The organism is Verrucomicrobiia bacterium, from assembly GCA_035577545.1.
Lineage (GTDB): Bacteria > Verrucomicrobiota > Verrucomicrobiia > Palsa-1439 > Palsa-1439 > Palsa-1439.
In genome coordinates this window covers 150,523-170,538 of sequence record DATLVI010000044.1, presented here as the reverse complement: position 1 = coordinate 170,538, position 20,016 = coordinate 150,523, and the positions used below count along the sequence as shown (strand labels likewise).

Genomic DNA, 20,016 nt, shown 5'->3' with positions numbered 1-20,016 from the left:
AGCGGAATTAGAATGAATTGTGATTTCCTCTCCCCTTGGGGGAGAGGATTAAGGTGAGGGGTGTTGAGACGTTGAAAACGCAGAACAAATCGTTAATGAAAGCTCTCCGTCACAATCCGACAGAGGCTGAGAAGAAACTTTGGTCCCATCTGCGAAACCGCCAGGTTTTGGGAGCCAAGTTTCGTCGCCAACAGTCATTTGGTCCTTACATTCTGGATTTTTATTGCGCGGAATTAAAATTGGCCATTGAGTTGGATGGTGGACAGCACGGCGGGGCAAAAGGAATCATTCAAGACGAGCAACGGGATGAATATCTGAAACAGGAAGGCGTGACGGTTTTACGATTTTGGAATAATCAAGTGTTTGATGAATTTGAAGGTGTGCTCAATGTGATTTACGTGACGTTAGAAAACTGCACCCCTCACCCTAACCCTCTCCCTCAAGGGGAGAGGGGAAGACATTTGCTAAAGAATCCTTCCTGACATGACGCTGCCGAACAAAATCACGATTGCGCGCATTCTGTTGATCCCCATTTTCGTGTGGCTGGCGCTGGATTACATCCGTGACTACCAGAAGGACCAGGAACACGAATGGGAGCGGGTCCTGGCCTTTACGGTCTTCGCGGTGGCCGCGATCTCCGACGGCGTGGACGGCTATATCGCGCGCCGTTATCACCAGAAGAGCGAACTGGGCACGTTCCTTGATCCACTCGCGGACAAGATGCTGCTGATCTCCGCCCTGATTCTCCTGAGCATCCGATTCAAGGACGGCACGCCCTTCGACCAACTGCCGTTGTGGCTTCCGGTGCTCGTCGTTAGTCGTGACGTGATTCTGCTGGGCGGCACGGTGTTGATCCATATGCTGGCCGGCCACGTGACCGCGCGGCCGCGCATCGTCGGCAAGTGCGCCACGTTCTTCCAGATGATCACTCTCGGTTGGGTGCTGCTGCGGGTGGATCGTCCGTCCTTCGAATGGCCGCTGTACGCCGCCGGTTTCTTCACACTCGTCTCGGGCATCTGGTACATCTTCGACGGTGTCAAACAACTCGGTATGCACGAGCAGAAGACGCCGGCCGCGTGAGGCGTCGACGAGGGGCCATCTGTATCTTGACCCCACGGCCCTTTAAGCCTACAACAGGGAATCATGCGAACTTTCCCTGAGGCAGGTCTGAGGAAGTGCGGGCGCACAACGCTCCTGTGGATGGCGGTGCTCGGGTTTGCGTTACCATCAGCTTTTGCGGATTTCAAAGTCGGGCTGGTCCTCGATCGCGGCGGCAAGGATGACAAATCTTTCAACGCCTCGGCGTATGAGGGGGCGATGAGGGCGAAGAAGGAGCAGGGGATTACCCTCAAGTACGTCGAAGCCAGCGACGACAATGCCTTCGAACCGTTGCTGCGCGCTTTCGCGCAAAAGGATTATGACCTGATCATCGGCATCGGTTTCGCGCAGAAGGAAGCGATCAAGAAGATCGCGGCGCAGTTTCCCGAGAAACATTTTGCCATCGTGGACGCCGACGTGAACGCCCCCAACGTGCGCTCGCTTCTCTTTGAAGAGCACGAAGGCGCTTATATCGTTGGCGCCATCGCTGCCCTGACCAGCAAGACGGGAAAGGTCGGTTTCGTCGGCGGAATGGATGTACCCCTGATTCGCCGCTTCGAAATGGGTTATGAAGCGGGTGCGAAAAAGATCAACCCGCAGGCTACCGTGACGGCCAACTACTGCGGTGTGACCAGTGCGGCCTGGAATAATCCGCCGAAAGGCAAAGAACTGGCCATGGTGCAATACGACGGCGGCGTGGACGTCATCTTCGCCGCGGCGGGCGCCTCCGGCTTCGGGGTCTTCGATGCCGCCGAGGAAAAGAAGAAGCTCGCCATCGGCTGTGACTCAAACCAGGACTGGACCAAACCCGGCGTGATCCTGACCAGTATGCTCAAGCGGGTGGACCTGGCCGTCTTCACGACCATCGCCGAGGCCAAGGCCGGCAAGTTCACCGCCGGCGCCAAACGTTTCGGTCTGGCCGACAAGGGCGTCGATTATTCCATCGATCAATACAACGAGAAGATCCTCGCGGAATCCGTCCGCAAGCGCGCCGATGAATTGAAAGCCGAGATCATCGCCGGCAAGATCGTCGTTCCCGACTACTACAAGAAGTAGGTGAAATGTGCGATTGTATGGGAGTGACGCCTCCTGAGCCGAGGTCGCGCTATGTTTGGAGACAAAACAGATCCTCACGAACTGGCATTCTGGAAGAATCGTCTTGCTGACCGTAGCATTCTGAGCGCCCTTACAACGTATCCGGAGATTGCGAAGAGTATTTTCGGACCCGTGCCTGTCATGCGCGCCGACGTTCTCCAGTTGGGCATAATACTTGGAGCGAGGGAAATCTTGGCCCGACCGCCGGGCCACCTCGCGTTCGACATGAATGATATGATTGACGAAGAAATGCGCGCGGAGATCGATACTCAGCCTGCTGAAGTGCGAGCACTGTTTATAGATATGTTGAACCCCGAGAAGCAGGATAAATCAGCTAGGGAAACGGCAAGAAGGATTATTCAGGCGGCGACAGGCGAGATGCCATCTGGGTCGTAGCCGCAAGAGTCGTTAAGAAGAACCATTAGCTTTTTATGGAATAAAGTGATCAGTCCCGCATAATTGGTTGTTTGCAGTCATCCTCCAACTTCCCTGCAGCATAAGTCGTCGGCGAAAAGTACCGACAGCAGCATTGACTCTCTGGATTCAAATTCGGACACTGCGGCAGTAATGGCGACCAACACAACCGCCGCCGTGGAATTGCGCGGGCTGACCAAACATTTTGGCAGCGTGCAAGCCAACGCGGGGGTGAATCTGCGGGTTGAGCCGGGCACCATCCACGGCGTGATCGGCGAGAACGGGGCGGGCAAATCCACAGCCATGAAGATGCTCTACGGCATTTTTCCGCCGGATGCAGGAGAGATTTTCGTCAACGGAAAGCCGTGCGCTTGGAGTTCACCCGCGGATGCCATTTCCGCGGGGATCGGCATGGTGCATCAGCATTTCATGCTCGCGGGTCCGTACTCCGCGCTCGATAACATCCTGCTCGGCGCTGAGCCCCGGCGCTGGGGAGTCATGATCGACCGAAAGGCGGCGCATGCACAATTAGAGGCGCTGGCAGGCCGGTACGGTTTGGTGGTGCCGTGGGACGAGCCCATCGAGTTGCTTCCTGTAGGTGTCCAGCAACGGATCGAGATCCTGAAGTTGCTGTATCGCGACGCGCAGATTCTGATCTTGGATGAGCCTACGGCGGTGCTGACCCCACAGGAAACGAACGACCTCTTTCGTAACTTGAAGAAGCTGCGCGATGAGGGGAAGACGATTCTGCTCATCACGCACAAACTCAAGGAAGTGATGGCGTTCACGGACCGGGTAACGGTGTTTCGCGCCGGCAAAGTGACAGGGGAACTGTCGACCGTCCAGACCAACCCTCAAGAACTCGCGAATTTGATGGTCGGGCGAAAAGTAGTTCTGAACATCGATGTTCCTCCCGCGCACCCGCGTGAGGAGAAGGCGATTGAAGTGACGGGCTTGTGCCTGGCGGGTACCGTGGCGGGAAGTCGCCACAAGCTTGTGGACGTTGACTTTTTCGTGAAGCGCGGGGAAATCGTGGGGATCGCCGGGGTGGAAGGCAACGGCCAATCGGAATTGTTGCAGGCGATACTTCATCCACGCGACCCACGCTGCCGGACGTCCGGTTCGGTCAGATTTCTGGGTGAAGATGTGACGTCGTGTACCGCCATGCAAATTCGCGACCTGGGCGTGGCTGTCATTCCTGAGGATCGTCAGCAAGAGGGTCTTTTGTTGGAGAGGCCTGTGAGCGAGAATTTTCTGTTGGGCTTGCAGAGAAGTCCGGCTTTCAGTCGCGCGGGGTTCTTGAATTCAGCCAGCCTGCAGAAGGCAGCCGCGCAGGCCGTCGAGGAGTATGATGTCCGCCCGCGGGACCTAGCGCTGCCGGCGGGAAAACTTTCCGGCGGAAACCAGCAAAAGCTCATTGTGGCGCGGGAATTTCAACGAAAACCGCAGGTATTGATTGCGGCGCAGCCGACGCGCGGTGTGGATGTGGGCGCCATCGAGTTCATCCACAATCGAATTGTTCGCGCGCGCGACGAAGGGGCGGGTGTGCTGCTCGTGTCCTTTGAACTCGATGATATTCTCACCTTGTCCGATCGCATTTTGGTGATGTACGAAGGCCGGGTCGTTGCGGAGTTCAAGCGCGGTGAAGTTTCCGAACGCGAACTCGGGTTGAAGATGGCGGGATCATGAGAAAGATCCTTCAGCCTATTCTGGCCGTGGCCCTCGGACTCGCTTTGGGGTTGGGAGTCACTCGAATCGCCGGCGAGAGTCCGTGGCATATCCTGCAAATTCTTTGGAAGAGTGCGTTTGGGTCCAACTACGATTTTGGGATGACGTTGTTCTATTCCACGCCATTGATTCTTACCGGCCTGGCGGTCGCAGTGCCGTTCCAGGCCGGACTCTTCAACATCGGCGCTGAGGGACAGCTGACACTTGGGGCTCTTGCGGCGGCGGCCGTGGGCGCGCTGTGGCCGGCGTTGCCATGGCCCGTCGCCCCGGTGCTGGCTACTGTGGCGGCGATTCTTGCCGGGACGGTTTGGGGCGCGATTCCCGGTTGGCTTCGGGCTCGGCGCGGCAGCCATGAAGTCATCAATACCATCATGCTCAATTTCATCGCGGCCGGGATCGCGAGTTATGTGACACTTTATCTCCTCAAGAATCCCGACTCACAGAATCCAGAAACCCGGGCCATCGGCTCTGGATATTTGATTCAGCAGTTTGGCATTTTTGGCGGCGCGCCAGTGAGCATGGCGCTTCCGCTGGCGATCCTCGCGGCTGTTCTCGTGTGGATTTTGTTGTGGCGAACGGTACTGGGTTATGAAATGCGCGCGGTGGGACAAAGTGAGCCGGCGGCGCGCGCCGCCGGAATCAATCCGGGCAGGATCCGAATTATCGCCATGGCGGTGGCCGGTGGACTGGCCGGGCTGGTGGGCGTGGGCGAGGTGTTGGGGAATGCGGGAAAATTCCGACTCGGATTTTCACCGGAGTATGGATTCATCGGGATCGCCGTGGCACTGTTGGGGCGAAACCAGCCGGTGGGAGTGGTCGCCGCCGCATTACTCTTCGGCGCGCTGCACAAAGGAGCGGCAGATTTGGACCTCGAAACCGAGCACGTGACACGCGAATTGTCGCTCGTCCTGCAGGCTTTAATTATTTTATCGGTTTCCGCCGAAGGACTCTGGAGTTGGATGAAAAGGAGAGAGGAAGCATGACCGGGCAACTCGTCGCCTCAACTCTTCGCGTTTCGACACCGCTGATTTTCGCCGCACTCGGCGGCATGTTTTGCGAGCGTTCCGGCGTGATCAATATCGCGCTCGAAGGCATGCTATTGATCGGGGCCCTCGGCGCCGCCGTGGGGACGTTGGTCAGCCATTCCCCCTGGCTCGGGTCGGCCTGCGGAATGGCTGCGGGTGTTGTGCTCGCCGCGATCTATGGGCTTTTTGTGATTCGGCTGCGGGCCGACCAGATCGTGGCGGGGATGGCGATCAATATGCTGGCCATGGGGTTGACGCCGTTTTTTTGCAAGATCCTTTACGACGTGACCGGCTCGACGCCATCGATCCCGATTGCGGAACGTTTTCAATCCGCGCCGCTCTACCTGAGCTGGGCGCTTGTTGCAATCTGCTTTCTCTGGATGAAGTACACACCGACCGGGCTGTGGGTGAGTTTCGCCGGTGAACATCCCGAGGCGCTCGCGGCGGCGGGAATCCGCGTCAACCGCGTCCGCTGGGCGGCGGTATTGGTGAGCGGCGCGCTGGCAGGAATGGGCGGCGCTTCGCTTTCCATTTTCCTCTCCTCTTCTTTCTCGCGTGACATGACTGCCGGGCGCGGTTTCATGGCACTCGCGGCATTGATCTTTGGAAAATGGAAACCGTTGCCGACCGCGCTCGCATGTCTTCTCTTTGGTTTTGCCGACGCCGTGCAGATCCGGCTCCAGGGCGTGGCCCTCTGGGGCGACCGACCAATTCCCGTCCAGTTCATACAGATTCTTCCATACCTGGTGACGATCCTCGTGCTGGCTGGATTCGTGGGCCGCTCGCGCGCACCGAAGGCCCTCGGTACGGCGTTTCAAAAGGGGTAATGCCTGGGTTCAATGAACTTCAAACAATTACCCAAGATTGATCTTCATCTGCATCTCGACGGGGCGATCCGGGTGCCGACGATTGCGGAATTGGGGGATCAATTGGGGGTCAAGCTGCCGACCTACGATCCACAGGAACTGGCGAAGTTTGTACAGGTCGACCGCGATTGCCGCAGCCTGGCGGATTTCCTCAAACGCTTTGAAATCCTCTACCCAATTTTGCCCTACGCCGTTACGCAGGAGCGCATCACCTATGAATTGTGTGAAGATTGTGCGCGCGACAACGTGATCTACTTCGAGACGCGGTTTGCTCCCGCGCTGGCGTGCAATGAGAAATTCACCATGGAAGACGCGGTTGTCGCTGCGCTTGAGGGACTGCGGCGCGGCCAGCGCGACTTTGCCATTCGCTGTGGCTTGATTCTGTGCTGCTATCGGTCGGTTACACCGCGACAGAACGTTGATGTGGTGGAGCTGGCGCAGAAGTATCGTCATCAGGGTGTTATCGGCATCGATCTCGCAGGCGACGAACTTCATTATCCGGCTGCGCCACACGCGGAGGCGTTTGCGCTGGCGCGCAAACTGGAGATCCCAATTACCATCCACGCGGGGGAAGGGGGGAAGGCTGAAAACATTCGCGAAGCAGTCTTCGACCACGGTGCGACTCGCATCGGCCATGGCGTGGCGTTGGAGAGAGACTTGGAATTACTCAAGCAGGTACGCGACCACGGCACCGTGTTTGAGATTTGCCTGACAAGCAATCTGCAGACGTGCAGCGTTTTGTCGGCCGCGAAACACCCTTTCAAAAAATTCTTCGACGAGAAGTTGCGGGTGACGCTCAATACGGACGACCCGGCGATCAGCAACATCACGCTCACAGACGAATTTGAGTTGGCCGCACGCGAGTACAAGTTGACGCCCGCGCAGATCCGCGAGTTGCTTAACAATGCAGCCAACGCCGCGTTTGCGGAGCCCTCCGTAAAGCGGGAGCTGGCCACCGGTGTGTAGATCACATTGCGTACCAATAGGTTGGCGTGGTCGACGTTTCACGGAAAAAATCTTAAAAAAGTACTTGTAAAAGTCTATCATATCAGTAGACTTATATTGTCTACTAAATAGATAGGGTTTACATCGTAACAGAGAGGAGCCATGCATAATCGTCAACGAAGACTCAGTTTGATAGCAGCGGTCGCAATCGCTGCGGCGACCGGCACAGGCCTGTTCGCCGATGATACCAACACGGCGCCAGCCAGCACCATCGATCAGAGGATCGACGCGCTGGACCAGGAGATCCGTGAGCTCAAGCGCCAGCGCGAACTCGATCAGGAGCAGGCGCAGCAGAAAGCCGATCAAACGGCGCAGAAGGCCAAGGACTCACCCATCGTTTCCGCCGGGCCGGACGGTTTCGCGTTGAAGTCAGCAGATGGCAATTTTGTATTGCGTCTTCGCGGCTACGCGCAGGCTGACGGCCGGTTTTACCTCGCGGACCAGGCCCACAACGGCGTCGACACGTTTCTATTGCGACGGGTTCGGCCCATTTTGGAAGGCACGGTATACCGGGATTTTGACTTCCGCATCATGCCGGACTTTGGAAACGGGGCCTCCTCGTCGAGCATTCTTCAAGACGCCTATGTGGAATGGCGCTATTGGCCGTGGCTGAAGCTTCGCGTCGGCAAATACAAGGTGCCGGTCGGCCTGGAATGGTTGCAGCAGGATCCATGGACATCGTTTACGGAGCGAGGTTTGCCAACGGACCTGGTGCCGCAACGTGACGTTGGGGCGCAATTGTCCGGCGATTTGTTTGGCGGAGCCGTGACCTACGCTGCGGGCGTCTTCAATGGAGTGCCCGATGGAACCAGCGGGGATTTGGACTCCTTTGACTCGAAAGATGGCGCGGCACGCATTTTTATCCAGCCGTTCAAGACCACGGATATTGACCTGCTGAAAGGCCTTGGCTTCGGTGCCGGCGGTTCGATTGGGAACCAGCAATTTACCAGCACGACCACGAACCTGGCCGTGTACAAAACTACCGGGCAAAACACATTCTTCTCGTTCGTCAAAGGAACGGCTCCTGACGGGTTGGAGTATCGCCTGTCGCCCCAGGGCTATTACTACTGGGGGCCGGTCGGGTTCCTCGGCGAATACGTGATCGCTGAACAGAAACTTCGCAATGGAGCGGATCTCAGATATATGCGCAACAGCGCATGGCAGGTGGAGGGATCGTTCGTGCTTACTGGCGAAGACGCAACTTACAATGGTGTCACTCCACGCCATGTGTTCGATCTGAAGAACGGTGGGTGGGGCGCTTTCGAGTTGGTTGCGCGCTACGGCGATTTGCACCTTGATCCGTCTGCTTTCAATAGAGACCCGACAGCAGGCGGACTGCGGTTTGCCAGCCCGATCACGTCAGCGCAAGAAGCGCGCGAATGGGGCGTCGGCCTCAATTGGTACCTGAACAGGGACCTCAAGTTCGTTCTCGATTATGAGCAAACAGCCTTCGATGGCGGGGCAGGGACGGCGACGGTAAGCGCTTACAGCGTTAAGAACCGCGAGACGGAGCGAACCATTTTCTCACGCATCCAGTTCGCATTCTAACCGTGGAGGCTACCGGAAAAGAAGGTTGCAATTCTCTAGTAAACGAATAGAGTTTGATCGTCATGCGAGTTTCCAAACGAGGCGAGTATGCCCTGCGGTCGCTGATCAATCTCGGTATTGCCCGGGAATTGGGACGGCCAATGCTGCAAATCCGCCAACTCGCGGAGAAAGAGAATATCCCGGTCAAATTCCTCGAAGCCATCTTGCTCGAGTTGAATCGTGCCGGTTATTTGGAAAGCAAACGCGGCAAAGGCGGAGGGTATTTCCTCAAGAAGCCGATGAACAAGATCACAATTGGTGAGATTGTGCGCCTGATCGACGGGCCGCTGGCGCCAATTTCCTGCGCGAGCGTGACGGCCTATCATCCGTGTTCCTGTCCTGATGAGGCCCATTGCGGACTGCGCTTGTTGATGGTGGATGTGCGCAACGCGATTGCCGACATCCTGGATCGGTATACGTTGGCCGACACCGTTGATGTGACCCTGCGCAAGATGCGGCGAGACAAAGTACCTTTGCCATTTTTGGAGACGAAGAAGTGAAATCTTTGAAATCCCTACTGTTTCTTCTACTGGCGTTTGGCACGGGCAACGCGTGTCGCGCGGAGAAAATCGTCCTGCGCGTCGGTCATTTCCCGAACGTGACACACGCGCAGGCCATGATCGCGCATGGGTTGAGCCGTGCGGGAAAGGGATGGTTTGAGGAGCGGCTCGGGCCGGGCGTGGAATTGCAGTGGTTCGTCTACAACGCCGGGCCGAGCGCGATGGAGGCGATTTTTGCGCGCTCCATTGATCTCACGTACGTCGGCCCCAATCCCGCTGTCAACGCCCACCTGAAATCACAGGGCGAAGAAATCCGCATTGTCGCGGGCGCCTGCAGTGGTGGCGCGGCGCTCGTCGTGCAGCCGGATGGCCGCATCAAAACGGACGCGGATTTCAAAGGCAAGAAGGTCGCCACCCCGCAATTTGGCAACACCCAGGACGTGGCGGCCCGCGCGTGGCTGCAGTCAAAAGGATTACGGATCACGATGACCGGCGGAGACGCCTTTGTTGTCCCGACCGCGAATCCCGACCAGCTTTCACTTTTTCAGAAAGGGGAGATGGACGCCGTGTGGACCGTTGAGCCGTGGGTGAGCCGGTTGGAATTGGAGGCCAAAGGAAAAGTTTATCTGGAGGAGAGTTCGTTGTGGAAGGACACGGGTGGGAAATACGTCACGACGCACCTCGTAAGCAGCGTGAAGTTCCTCAAGGAACGCCCCGACCTGCTGAAGAAATGGATTGCCGCGCATGTCGAGTTGACGAAATGGATCAACGATCATCCTGACGAAGCCAAACGAATTCTCAACGAGGAAATAAAGGCGGAGACGACGAAGGCACTGCCGCAGGCAACGTTGGACGGCGCGTGGAAACGGTTGGAGATTACTCATGACCCGGTCAGCGCCTCGTTGTTGAAATCCGCCGAAGACGCGCACCGCATCGGATTTCTGAAGGAGCATCCGGATTTGTCGCGGATCTATGATCTCAAGCTGCTCAATGAAGTCTTGCGTGAAAAGGGGCAGGCCGAAGTCAAATGATGGTGATCCAGGAAGAGTTGGAGAACGCTCCGCCCGAAAAGCTGGTGGTGGAAGGCGTGTCGAAATGGTTTCGGACGCGCCGCGCCGAGGTGCACGCGCTCGACAATGTTTCGCTGACCGTCCGCGAAGGCGAGTTCATCTGCCTGGTGGGTCCCTCGGGTTGCGGCAAATCGACGCTCCTCAATATCATCGCGGGCCTGGAAATTCCCGACAGCGGACAGGTGCTGGCTGACGGCAAACCCATTCCGGGGCCGGGCCGCGAGCGCATGATGATGTTCCAGGAGTCGGCGCTCTTCCCGTGGCTGGACGTCATGGATAACGTGCTATTCGGCCTGAAACTGAAGCCGAATTTGAAGAGGAAAGAGCGCCGTGAAGTCGCGAAGTATTATCTCCATCTTGTGGGCCTGGAGAAGTTCATGACGGCCAGCATCCACGAACTGTCTGGCGGCATGAAGCAGCGCGTCGCGCTGGCGCGGGCGCTGGCGCCGAACCCGCGTGTGCTGCTCATGGACGAACCGTTCGCGGCCCTGGACGCGCTCACACGCGAGCAACTGTACGGGGACATCCAGCGCATCTGGCAGGAACGCAAGAAGACCATCATGTTCGTCACGCATAACGTCCGTGAAGCCGCCTGCCTCGGGGACCGCGTCGTGTTGTTCTCCCCGCATCCCGGGCGCATTCAAGAGCAGTTCGAGATCGATTTGCCGCGTCCGCGTGACATCAACAGCGTCGATCTCGCGAAACACTCAACGGAGATCCGGAGTGCCCTCAAGCGCCACATGAATTCGGAGCTGGCCGAGGTGGGGGGATGAGGCGGACATTCGTGGTCATCGCTTTCTTCGTACTGTTGCTTGGGGTGTGGGAGGCGCTTGTACGGATGAAGTACTGGTCACCAGTGTTGGTGCCATCACCTCTCAGCGTGGCGAGCTATCTCGTAGGTGCCTTCCAGGATGGCACACTCCTTGGCGCCACAGTAGTGACCATTCGCCGGTTGCTCATCGGCTACGCACTCGGGCTGCTGTTTGGGTTGCCGCTGGGTTTGTTGACAGCACGGTTCAAATTTTGCGAAGACACCCTCGGCGTCATCGCGTTGGCATTCCAAACACTCCCAAGTGTATGTTGGGTACCGTTGGCATTGCTATGGTTCGGACAGACGGAAGCAGCGATGCTGTTCGTCGTCATCATGGGGACGTTGTGGTCTGTGGTGATCGCTACGGACAACGGTGTCCGCACGGTACCTCCGATTTACGCGCGCGCGGCACGCACGATGGGCTCGAAGCGGTTGCATACGTGGATCAAGGTGATCGTGCCCGCTTCGCTGCCGTTCATCGTCAGCGGCATGAAACAGGGCTGGGCGTTTGCCTGGCGCTCCCTGATGGCGGCAGAGATTTATGTGACGATTCTGAGTGGATTCGGACTGGGCTATCTTTTACAAGCCGGACGCGAACTACAGGCCATGGATCAGGTCATCGGCATCATGTTGGTCATCATCGTCATCGGTGTGCTCGCCGACAAGATTCTCTTCTCGCCCTGGGAACGGTTTCTCTACCGGCGCTGGGGAACGGCGAAGGACTGAACGGAAAAAAGCAGAATCCGTTTTGGTCGGCTGGTGTGTTTTGAACAGGGCGGAAAAATCCGGCCAGTAGTCGCGGGCCCCTCTTCGGATGTTCCACAGTGAATGTTGCTTCGGCCGATAACCTGCTATTATTAACCGCGGGTGAATCATGCGAGCGAAAAATAATATCGGACTGGGGACGGCATCGGAACTCAGCGATCCGAAGACGATCCGGTACATCAACCTGAAGCTGGCGTTGCTGGGGTTTCCGACGGCGGCGGCAGGTTCCGACCCGGAATTCGAAGAGATGAGGGCAGCACTGCTGCAACACCAGCGTGAGACGGATCGGTTGCTGGCCGACTATCTTTGCCCAGCCGACCAGCGGATCCAGAGCTTTCTCAACGAATACCTCAAGGAAACCGGCACGACCATCCGGTTGCCGGGACGGACGTTTGTCCTGGATCGCCACGGCCTGGCCCGGGTGCTTTCCCTGGCGCCGGATCGCGACGAGTTCATCTCGGAACACGTGCGGTCGTATCGCGTCAAGCAGGGTGTGCTGCATAATCCAACCGCAGACCGCCGCACGACGCAGGGGATTTTTCACATCGCGGAAGGTGGATTGGGTATTCCAGACGATAAACGCAGCGTGCCGAAAGCCGTATTTGGCCGGATGCTGCAACTGGCGCTGACACCACCACCGGAATTGTTGCGGCTGCCATTCCGGTCGTCGTCGGAAGCCGCGGAGTGTTTCGTGTCGCTGCTGCTACGACCGTTGGTTGTCCCCGAGGTATCCGGGTACATCGCGGAAAAAACGATGGAGGTCCGTTTCTTCGCGCCGGGGAACCTGGTGAGCAACCTCGACTTCGTGGAGAGCATCTTTGGCAACGGAGGCGACCCCTTCCTACCGGAGAACGACGCGGGCCTGGACGTGGAGCACTGGACCGGCCATACCGGTTGCGTGATTCTTGCGCCGCACCTGGTCAGAATCACCAAGAAAGAAGTGGGCCTGCCGCACTGGGAGGCGGCCACCGAACGACAGCGGCGCGACGGCATGTGCTGGCGCACCGAGACGGAGTGTTATAACGACGGCCTGGCGTTCAAGCTCACCTGCCGCAACGCGCAGGGGGTGATGGTCACGATCATTGCCGACAATTATTTTGGGTACTGCAAGAAGGAGGTCAAAACCCAGATCAGTTATTCGGCCAATCTGTTTGGTCTTTGCGAGGAGGAACACGCGGGCGGCGCGCTGGTTTATCCCTGCTACGATTTGGGCGAAGAATTCAGCGGTGATCTCCACGCGCCACGGCTTGACTATAAATTTGAGGAAATGGTCACTCTCATTGGCGAATTGCTGGACGTGAAACCCGAAGGTTATGCGGTCGATAAAAAGTTCCCCGACATCCTCTATGTGCCGGAGGATGTGCGTTTCGACCTGTTGCGCCAGACAGTGAGTTGGCCTTGCAACGACGGGGCGCAGAAAATCAAACTCCTTCAGGGAAGGACGTACGTTCGTCCGTCGGGTTACAAAGTTCATATGGAGAAGCCACCGGGTGGCCGCTCGTGGCGGCTCGTGGGAACGGCAGCCGAGCCGACGTTTTGCCACAAGCCTTGCACGGTTTCCGGCGGTGGGAAGTCCGAAATTTCCAAACCCATTTCCGACGCGATTATCCAGGGCCCCATATTCATCGCCGACTTCAATCGTGAGTTCGATTTCGCCAACAAGCTGGTCAAACGCGATTATTCCGATCGTTTTCGGGGCAAGACCAGGCCGAAGAAGGACAGCCGTCCCATTCTCAGTCCCGAACGCTCGCTCGGGTCCGTCATAAAACTGCTCACGCCCGCGGACGAGTATACCGCCGAATATAATGAGTGGCTGGCCTCCGTGCCGCAATACATCAAGGAATTGGTCTTCGTCGTGAAGCGCTACTACAAGCCGGAGATGGGGGACAGCTGGCGCGAGCACTTCAGCGTGGACATCATTGATGGCCGGCCGGCCAACGAATTAAAATTCGACAATCGCAAACTGGTGGCCAATTACCTGCGCGTTGGGTTTGACCACGACGGTTCGTGGCGCACGTTTGGTTTGCGGAAGGATTTTCATCCCGCAGTCAAGTTGCAGGCGGAGGACGATATCACCGCCTCGGTCGTGGTACCGACACGGTGTTTGTCGGGCCTGGATCCGCAGTATCACCAGCCGTCGGTGAAGTTCGCCAGGAATTGCGAGTACCGGCTGTTCCAGAGGCCCGATGACGCCAAGCATCGCGGTTACGACAAACAAACCGAAGCGGATTTCTCCAAGCCGGGAAACTTTTTTTCCAACTACCAACCCATCACTGTCGCGCAGGGACGTGAATTGATCGAGGACGCGATCGGCTTCGACAAATTCACCGGACCGATGCAACGAGTGATCCGCGATTTCGTGGAGAGCGGCAAACCGTCGTACGTTGTCTCGTCGGCGCATCCGCGACTGGTGGACGGCAAGCCCTCGAAAAATCCGCGTTACTTGCAAACCCGTCCTGACCTGTTGGATGCCCGCGGTGTTTATCTTGCCGAGATGGGCGCCCGGCTGCGTCGCCGTATTCCTCCCGATCGACCGCTTTTCACACCCGTAAACGCCGTCCTGCCCGGTCGCCGCAACAATCCGCCGGATTCCAGTTCACAGATTCGTTCGCTGGCAGTGTTCAACCCGATTCATTACCTGGAACTGCCCGAGTTGTTCATGGGATTCATCTGCAGCATGACCGGCAAATCGCCATCCACCACGGGTGCCGGCTCGGAAGGAGCGCTGACGAAGGGACCCTTCAACGCGCTCCCACCGATCATCGACCTGAACAACGCGCTGGTCTCGCTGCTGCTTACGGGGGACCACGTTTTTATCACGGCCGCCGGGTATGTTGGCCCGCACGTCCGTGTCGATCACGATATTAGCCTGCTCGTCCCGGAAGTTTGGAGCCGCATGAGCGTGGAAGAGCGCGACCCGAGGTTTTTGATTGAGCATGGTTACCTGGAGAAATGCCGGGACTTCGAGCACAGCGGCCAGCAAGTGCTCGCCAGCCGCCTCGGTTATCGCATCACGATGCGGTTCGTCCTCAGTTTCTTCGGACGCGTGTTCCATCATCCGCACGTGGTCTTTACCGACAAGATGCTTCGTCCCGAGATGCAGGATTACGACATTTTTGCGGATGGTATGGAGAACATGGTTGAGGCCCATGAGCGTATCGCCCGGAGTTATTTCGACGATGGCAGCATTCAGGAGGCTTGTCCACCATTGCGTGCCCTCCTCCATGTCATGGTCCACGGCCATCACGAGGGAAAGGACCTCAACCACCCGGAGTTCCGCGCCCTGTTTACTCGGGAGAACATGCTGGCTGGTGATTGGTACGGCGAACGTCTCGCCGCCAAACAGGCTTTCGACATCCGTTTGTGGAAGCAAAATGTTCGCCGCCTGGAAGAGTTGCTGGAAAAGTCCAGTTACGCCGTTGAAGCGAAGCGGCTGGGCGTCCGTGAGCGTTTGGAGATGGCCCACAGCCAGCTACAGCGAGTGCAAGCGCGGGAGTATCTGGACTTTCTGCATGGATCGAGCGGCGCTCACCCGATGAAGCCCGTCATCTAAAGACGAAAAGTGCCGGACGAGCGGTTCCTGGCAGAAGGTTACGGTACCAGGCGCACGCGGTAATAATGCGACGGGACGTTTGTCGCTCCGCCGGCGTCCAAATAGTTGGTGGTCACGTCTCCGCTGCCCGGGATGATGATGAACGGACTCAGGTCGATGAAGTTGGTGGTGTACGAGCCGCCCACATCCCCACCATTTACTTGCACAACGTTGGTCTTTCCGCCGGCGGTGGCCCATGTGACCAAGATATCGCCGCCCTGTGGTGTCACGGCGATGATATGAAAGACGGAGGCGCTGTTGGTCGGGTCGGTGCCTGTGAGGAACTCGGCCAGATTATTCTGGCCGTCACCGTCAGGATCCGCACCTGCAGTCGCGGCTGGGTTGGTGGTGCTGCCAAAGTACTGAACCTGCCAGCCCTGGAATGCCGTGAGGGCTGTGATGTAATTGAGCTGCGAGTTGGTGCTGACGCCGCCGGGACCGGCGACGACCAACGTGACGCCATACGTGCCCGCGGCATAGGTATGCGACACGCTATTGGTTATGACGTTGGTTGTGATGGTGTCGCCGAAATCCCAGGATCGACCGGTGATGGTGCCCGTCGAGGTGTCGGTGAAGGTCACTGACAATGGTTCTATCCCAGTGGTCGGACTGCCGGTGAAACTGGCGGACGGGGGCGGTGGTCCTGCGCTGGTGACGACAATGTAGCCGGTCTGGGTATTAGTGGCGGGAGCGCCAAGACCCGTGACGATCAACTGCACCGTATTGGTGCCAATGGAGTTGTAGATGTGTTGCACGCTCGTCGCCTGGATGTTTGTCTGGGCCCCGTCGCCAAAGGTCCAGAAGCGGTTGGTAATGGATCCTGTGGAGGTGTCGGTAAACGTAACGGTCAACGGCACAGGGCCGTTGGTCGGGCTGCCGGTGAAAACGACTACCGGTGGCGGGACCGGCCCCATGTTGGTGAGGCCGAGGGTAATCCAATCGATGGGCTGCACGAAGCTCGTGCTCTGGTTGGCGCTGAGGGATGCCACAATGTTGGAGATGCCCAACATGTCGACACGATTCAATATGTTCACGGTCACCGTCTGATTGCTAATCAAACCTACCGCCACACGGGCGGCAACGGTATTGGTAACGATGCGACACCGCATCGCGCGTCCGCCCGTGATCGTAAAGGGTGAGGCCGGGCAGTTGGTGGGACGAAACGTAATATAGGGGCTAACAAGATCGTTGGTAAGCGTCTGGACCACCTGGCCGTCGTATTGCATGTAATTGACGAGATCGACTCCCGCGCCAGTGGGGTAGGTTATGATCACGTGGTTGTTGTCGGCCATCACCTGGGCCGTGACGGTCTGATTGTTGCCCAGCGCCATATCGTTGTACGTACTGTAGGCCTTGGTGGTCGCATCCGCCACGGGCTTGAAGCTCGGACGGCAATCTTTCAACAAGACAAAGGCGCTGCCACTCCAACTGAAGATCTCCGTCATCGGATGGATCTCGTATTTCAGTTCACCGGCATGCTCATGGTAGTAGCGGAAGATGCCACGGGTCTTGGCGTGTTGGTTCCCGGAGGAAACCAAGCCCACGGTTGACGACACATTGATAATTTCGGCGACAATCGGCGATTCGCCAGCGTTGCCGCCCGTGGCGCCAGTGCCCGAGGCGTTTTGCGCCATATTGAAATGCTCGTCGCCGTCAGTCGCCGTCGAGCCGCTCGGCTGCATAAACTCCCACGTGTTGGTAAACTGAGGATAGAGCGAATTGGCCAAGGGCGAGATTTGGACGCTATCGACTTCCCAGTAACCGGCCATTTGAGCAATTTCAGGCCGGGTGTTGGTGATAACGGTCGCGCGGGCGACTTGTGAACAGCAGAGCAGGACGATAATGACGTAAATGCGTCTTGGCATTATTAAACTGGCTCCCGTAGACCATCACCCCTTCAATTGTCAAATAATACTTTGGAAATTAGCATTTGCCAAGCCAAATGCGGAACTGGTAATGGCTTCTCAGCCAAGGCCCTATATTCCTTGTCCGGACTGCCTTCGTTTGATAGGGTACGCAGTCATGGCGTGCGACTTTTTTGTCAGCGCGGCGGAACTTATCAGCACATTCAAACCCAACCGAGCGGAAGGTTAGGAAGGCGCACATGCAATCAAGTAAGATACAGAGAGTAACAATCCTGTCGGTCATGCTATTTGCCAGCGTAATTTTGGTGCATGCGGCCCTGGAGGACGGCTCGAAATTGCTGGATGGGACGAAGTGGAAGATCAAGGCGATCCCCGACAAGGCGACCGCTGACAAAGGCGGGAAAGAAATTGAGGATGAATGGGTTTTCGCCGACGGCAAGTTCACCTCGACGACCATGGCGCGGGAAGGATTCAAGCCGGCTACTTATCGATTGGAGACGGAGCCGGGCGAGATCGAGTTTGAGATCGAGCAAAACAAGGCGATTGCGGTGACCAATGACGTTGTCATTTGGACCGCCACCATCAAGGGCACAAACGCGACCGGTGGGCTGCAGTGGAAGAAAAAGGTGAACGGTGACTTCATCTACGATGTCATCGGCACCAGGAAATAGTTGTACGCCATCTTGTTGGTGCAGGAAAAACAAAGGCTCGGACGCATGTCCGAGCCTTCATAATTGGTAGCGGGGGTGGGATTGCCACTACACGACAAGTGGCTTCCCACTTGATGATGAAAACGAAAAAAGGCCCAGCGCGTTAGCGCCGGGCCTTTAATTGGTAGCGGGGGTGGGATTTGAACCCACGACCTTCAGGTTATGAGCCTGACGAGCTACCGGGCTGCTCCACCCCGCAGTCAAAGTCTGCTGCACCTTAGTGGCGCATCACGGGTTCGTCAAGCACGCGTTTCAGCGGCGCTGGGCCACCGTTGTCGGCGGTGCTTCAAAGCGGAAAATAACTTCGTTGGGGCGCGCCAGGTTCAACTTGTTGCGGGCGGTCCGTTCAATGTAACTGGAATCGTTTTTCAGCGCTTCGATCTCGGTTTTTTGCTTTTTCTCGAGCGTTTCCTGCTGTTCGATCTCGCGGTCGAGCCGCGCGATGTCCTGTTGCATTTCGCGCCGTTGGTGCAGCAGGGGGACGAAGAGAAGGGCGATCCCGCAGCCGACGATTGCCACAAAGACAAAGAACCCGAGTGACTGCAGTTTGCCCCAGAGAGCGGATGTCCAACTCATCGTTTAGAGTTTTCCTCCATAGACGGCATCCTTGCCGAGGATTTCTTCGATGCGCAGCAACTGGTTGTACTTGCAGACACGGTCCGTGCGGCAAAGCGAACCCGTCTTGATCTGGCCCGCGTTGGTCGCCACCGCGATATCGGCAATCGTCGTGTCCTCCGTCTCGCCCGAACGATGGCTGATGACCGCGGTGTAACCCGCTTCCTTCGCCATCTCAATGGCGTCGAGTGTTTCGGTAAGCGTGCCGATCTGGTTGACCTTCACCAGAATCGAGTTCGCCGTGCCGGTGTCGATGCCGCGCTTGAGGAACTTCGTGTTGGTAACGAACAAATCATCGCCGACGAGCTGCAGTTTGTCGCCGAGCTTATCAGTCATCAATTTCCAGCCGTCCCAGTCGCCTTCCGCCAGGCCGTCTTCGATGGAGACGATCGGGTATTTCTTGCACAGGTCGCTGTAGAATTCGATCATTTGCGCGGCGGTGTGCTTCGAGCCATCCGACTTTTTGAAGACGTACTTCTTCGAGGCGGCATCATAAAACTCGCTCGACGCAGGATCGAGCGCGATGAAAATGTCCTTGCCGGGTTTGTACCCCGCCTGCTTGATCGCCGCGAGAATCACTTCGAGAGGGTGCTCGTTGTTCTTGAGAACAGGCGCGAATCCGCCTTCGTCGCCCACCGCCGTGCTGAGCTTGTTTGCTTTCAGCACGCTCTTCAGCGCGTGAAAAACTTCCGTGCCCATTCGCAATGCTTCGCGGAAACTCGCAGCGCCCTTGGGCATGATCATGTATTCCTGCAGGTCGATCGGCGCATCACTATGCGCGCCGCCGTTGAGGATGTTCATCATCGGCACGGGCAATACTTTTGCGTTTGGCCCGCCGAGGTATTTGAAAAGTTCGAGGCCGAGTTGCGCCGCTGCGGCGTGCGCGGTCGCAAGCGAGACGCCGAGAATGGCATTGGCGCCGAGCTTGCCCTTGTTCGGAGTGCCGTCGAGATCGATCATCGTGTGGTCGATACCGACCTGATCGAGCGCGTCGTGGCCAACCAGTTCGTTGGCGATCTTGGTGTTGACGTTGGCGACGGCCTTCTGCACGCCTTTGCCACCGAAGCGCGCTTTGTCGCCATCGCGCAATTCCCACGCTTCATGTTCACCGGTGCTGGCGCCACTGGGCACGGCCGCGCGGCCGACTGCGCCACCGGAAAGTTCCACGTCCACTTCAATGGTTGGGTTCCCGCGGGAATCGAGAATTTCGCGGGCTTGAATTCGAGCAATGTTCGTCACAGAAATCAACTTCCTCCTTGGGGCGCATTCT

18 protein-coding genes and 1 tRNA gene are annotated in these 20,016 nt (G+C 57.5%); 15 read left to right on the top strand and 4 right to left on the bottom strand.

What is annotated here, in order from left to right:
• The first annotated feature begins 95 nt into the window (after positions 1-95).
• From VNL17_16605 to VNL17_16540, 14 genes are all read left to right on the top strand, one after another.
• The gene (locus tag VNL17_16605; GenBank protein HXI85701.1) at positions 96-482 is read left to right on the top strand and encodes an endonuclease domain-containing protein; all 387 of its coding nucleotides are present in this window, start codon (positions 96-98) and stop codon (positions 480-482) included.
• Between the two features lies 1 nt (position 483).
• Complete coding sequence (gene pgsA / locus VNL17_16600) at positions 484-1,080, top strand: CDP-diacylglycerol--glycerol-3-phosphate 3-phosphatidyltransferase (GenBank protein ID HXI85700.1); 597 nt, start codon at positions 484-486, stop codon at positions 1,078-1,080.
• A gap of 63 nt (positions 1,081-1,143) precedes the next feature.
• Complete coding sequence (locus tag VNL17_16595) at positions 1,144-2,154, top strand: BMP family ABC transporter substrate-binding protein (protein ID HXI85699.1); 1,011 nt, start codon at positions 1,144-1,146, stop codon at positions 2,152-2,154.
• Positions 2,155-2,205: 51 nt separating this feature from the next.
• Positions 2,206-2,589: a hypothetical protein gene (locus tag VNL17_16590; GenBank protein HXI85698.1), complete on the top strand. Its 384-nt coding sequence runs from the start codon at positions 2,206-2,208 to the stop codon at positions 2,587-2,589.
• Between the two features lie 171 nt (positions 2,590-2,760).
• The gene (locus tag VNL17_16585) at positions 2,761-4,296 is read left to right on the top strand and encodes an ABC transporter ATP-binding protein (GenBank protein HXI85697.1); all 1,536 of its coding nucleotides are present in this window, start codon (positions 2,761-2,763) and stop codon (positions 4,294-4,296) included.
• Positions 4,293-5,318 carry an ABC transporter permease gene (locus tag VNL17_16580; protein ID HXI85696.1) on the top strand — a complete coding sequence of 342 codons (1,026 nt, stop codon included), beginning with the start codon at positions 4,293-4,295 and terminating at the stop codon, positions 5,316-5,318. Before VNL17_16585 ends, VNL17_16580 begins: the two co-directional genes overlap by 4 nt.
• Positions 5,315-6,187 (top strand): ABC transporter permease, encoded by an 873-nt coding sequence (locus VNL17_16575; protein ID HXI85695.1) that lies wholly within the window; start codon positions 5,315-5,317, stop codon positions 6,185-6,187. The genes VNL17_16580 and VNL17_16575 overlap by 4 nt, the downstream gene beginning before the upstream one ends.
• Before the next feature lie 12 nt (positions 6,188-6,199).
• Complete coding sequence (add, locus tag VNL17_16570) at positions 6,200-7,192, top strand: adenosine deaminase (protein ID HXI85694.1); 993 nt, start codon at positions 6,200-6,202, stop codon at positions 7,190-7,192.
• Positions 7,193-7,333: 141 nt separating this feature from the next.
• A complete protein-coding gene (locus VNL17_16565) occupies positions 7,334-8,779 on the top strand; it encodes a porin (GenBank protein HXI85693.1) in 1,446 nt (481 codons plus the stop codon).
• Between the two features lie 62 nt (positions 8,780-8,841).
• Positions 8,842-9,318 (top strand): Rrf2 family transcriptional regulator, encoded by a 477-nt coding sequence (locus VNL17_16560; GenBank protein ID HXI85692.1) that lies wholly within the window; start codon positions 8,842-8,844, stop codon positions 9,316-9,318.
• Complete coding sequence (locus tag VNL17_16555) at positions 9,315-10,349, top strand: ABC transporter substrate-binding protein (protein ID HXI85691.1); 1,035 nt, start codon at positions 9,315-9,317, stop codon at positions 10,347-10,349. The genes VNL17_16560 and VNL17_16555 overlap by 4 nt, the downstream gene beginning before the upstream one ends.
• On the top strand, positions 10,346-11,161 hold the full coding sequence (locus VNL17_16550) for an ABC transporter ATP-binding protein (protein HXI85690.1): 816 nt from the start codon (positions 10,346-10,348) through the stop codon (positions 11,159-11,161). The genes VNL17_16555 and VNL17_16550 overlap by 4 nt, the downstream gene beginning before the upstream one ends.
• Positions 11,158-11,925: an ABC transporter permease gene (locus VNL17_16545; protein HXI85689.1), complete on the top strand. Its 768-nt coding sequence runs from the start codon at positions 11,158-11,160 to the stop codon at positions 11,923-11,925. The genes VNL17_16550 and VNL17_16545 overlap by 4 nt, the downstream gene beginning before the upstream one ends.
• Positions 11,926-12,073: 148 nt before the next feature.
• Positions 12,074-15,517 (top strand): hypothetical protein, encoded by a 3,444-nt coding sequence (locus tag VNL17_16540; GenBank protein ID HXI85688.1) that lies wholly within the window; start codon positions 12,074-12,076, stop codon positions 15,515-15,517.
• A 38-nt stretch (positions 15,518-15,555) separates the two neighbouring features.
• On the opposite strand, the gene VNL17_16535 is transcribed toward VNL17_16540, so the two are convergent.
• Complete coding sequence (locus VNL17_16535) at positions 15,556-17,421, bottom strand: PKD domain-containing protein (GenBank protein HXI85687.1); 1,866 nt, start codon at positions 17,419-17,421, stop codon at positions 15,556-15,558.
• Between the two features lie 239 nt (positions 17,422-17,660).
• On the opposite strand from VNL17_16535, the gene VNL17_16530 reads away from it, so the two are divergent.
• Positions 17,661-18,092, top strand: coding sequence for a hypothetical protein (locus tag VNL17_16530; protein ID HXI85686.1), 432 nt, complete (start codon positions 17,661-17,663; stop codon positions 18,090-18,092).
• 161 nt (positions 18,093-18,253) lie between these two features.
• On the opposite strand, the gene VNL17_16525 is transcribed toward VNL17_16530, so the two are convergent.
• From VNL17_16525 to eno, 3 genes are all read right to left on the bottom strand, one after another.
• A tRNA-Met gene (locus VNL17_16525) sits at positions 18,254-18,330 on the bottom strand.
• Positions 18,331-18,383: 53 nt separating this feature from the next.
• Positions 18,384-18,707: a septum formation initiator family protein gene (locus VNL17_16520; protein HXI85685.1), complete on the bottom strand. Its 324-nt coding sequence runs from the start codon at positions 18,705-18,707 to the stop codon at positions 18,384-18,386.
• A gap of 3 nt (positions 18,708-18,710) precedes the next feature.
• A complete protein-coding gene (gene eno, locus VNL17_16515; protein HXI85684.1) occupies positions 18,711-19,985 on the bottom strand; it encodes a phosphopyruvate hydratase in 1,275 nt (424 codons plus the stop codon).
• Positions 19,986-20,016 lie beyond the last annotated feature (31 nt).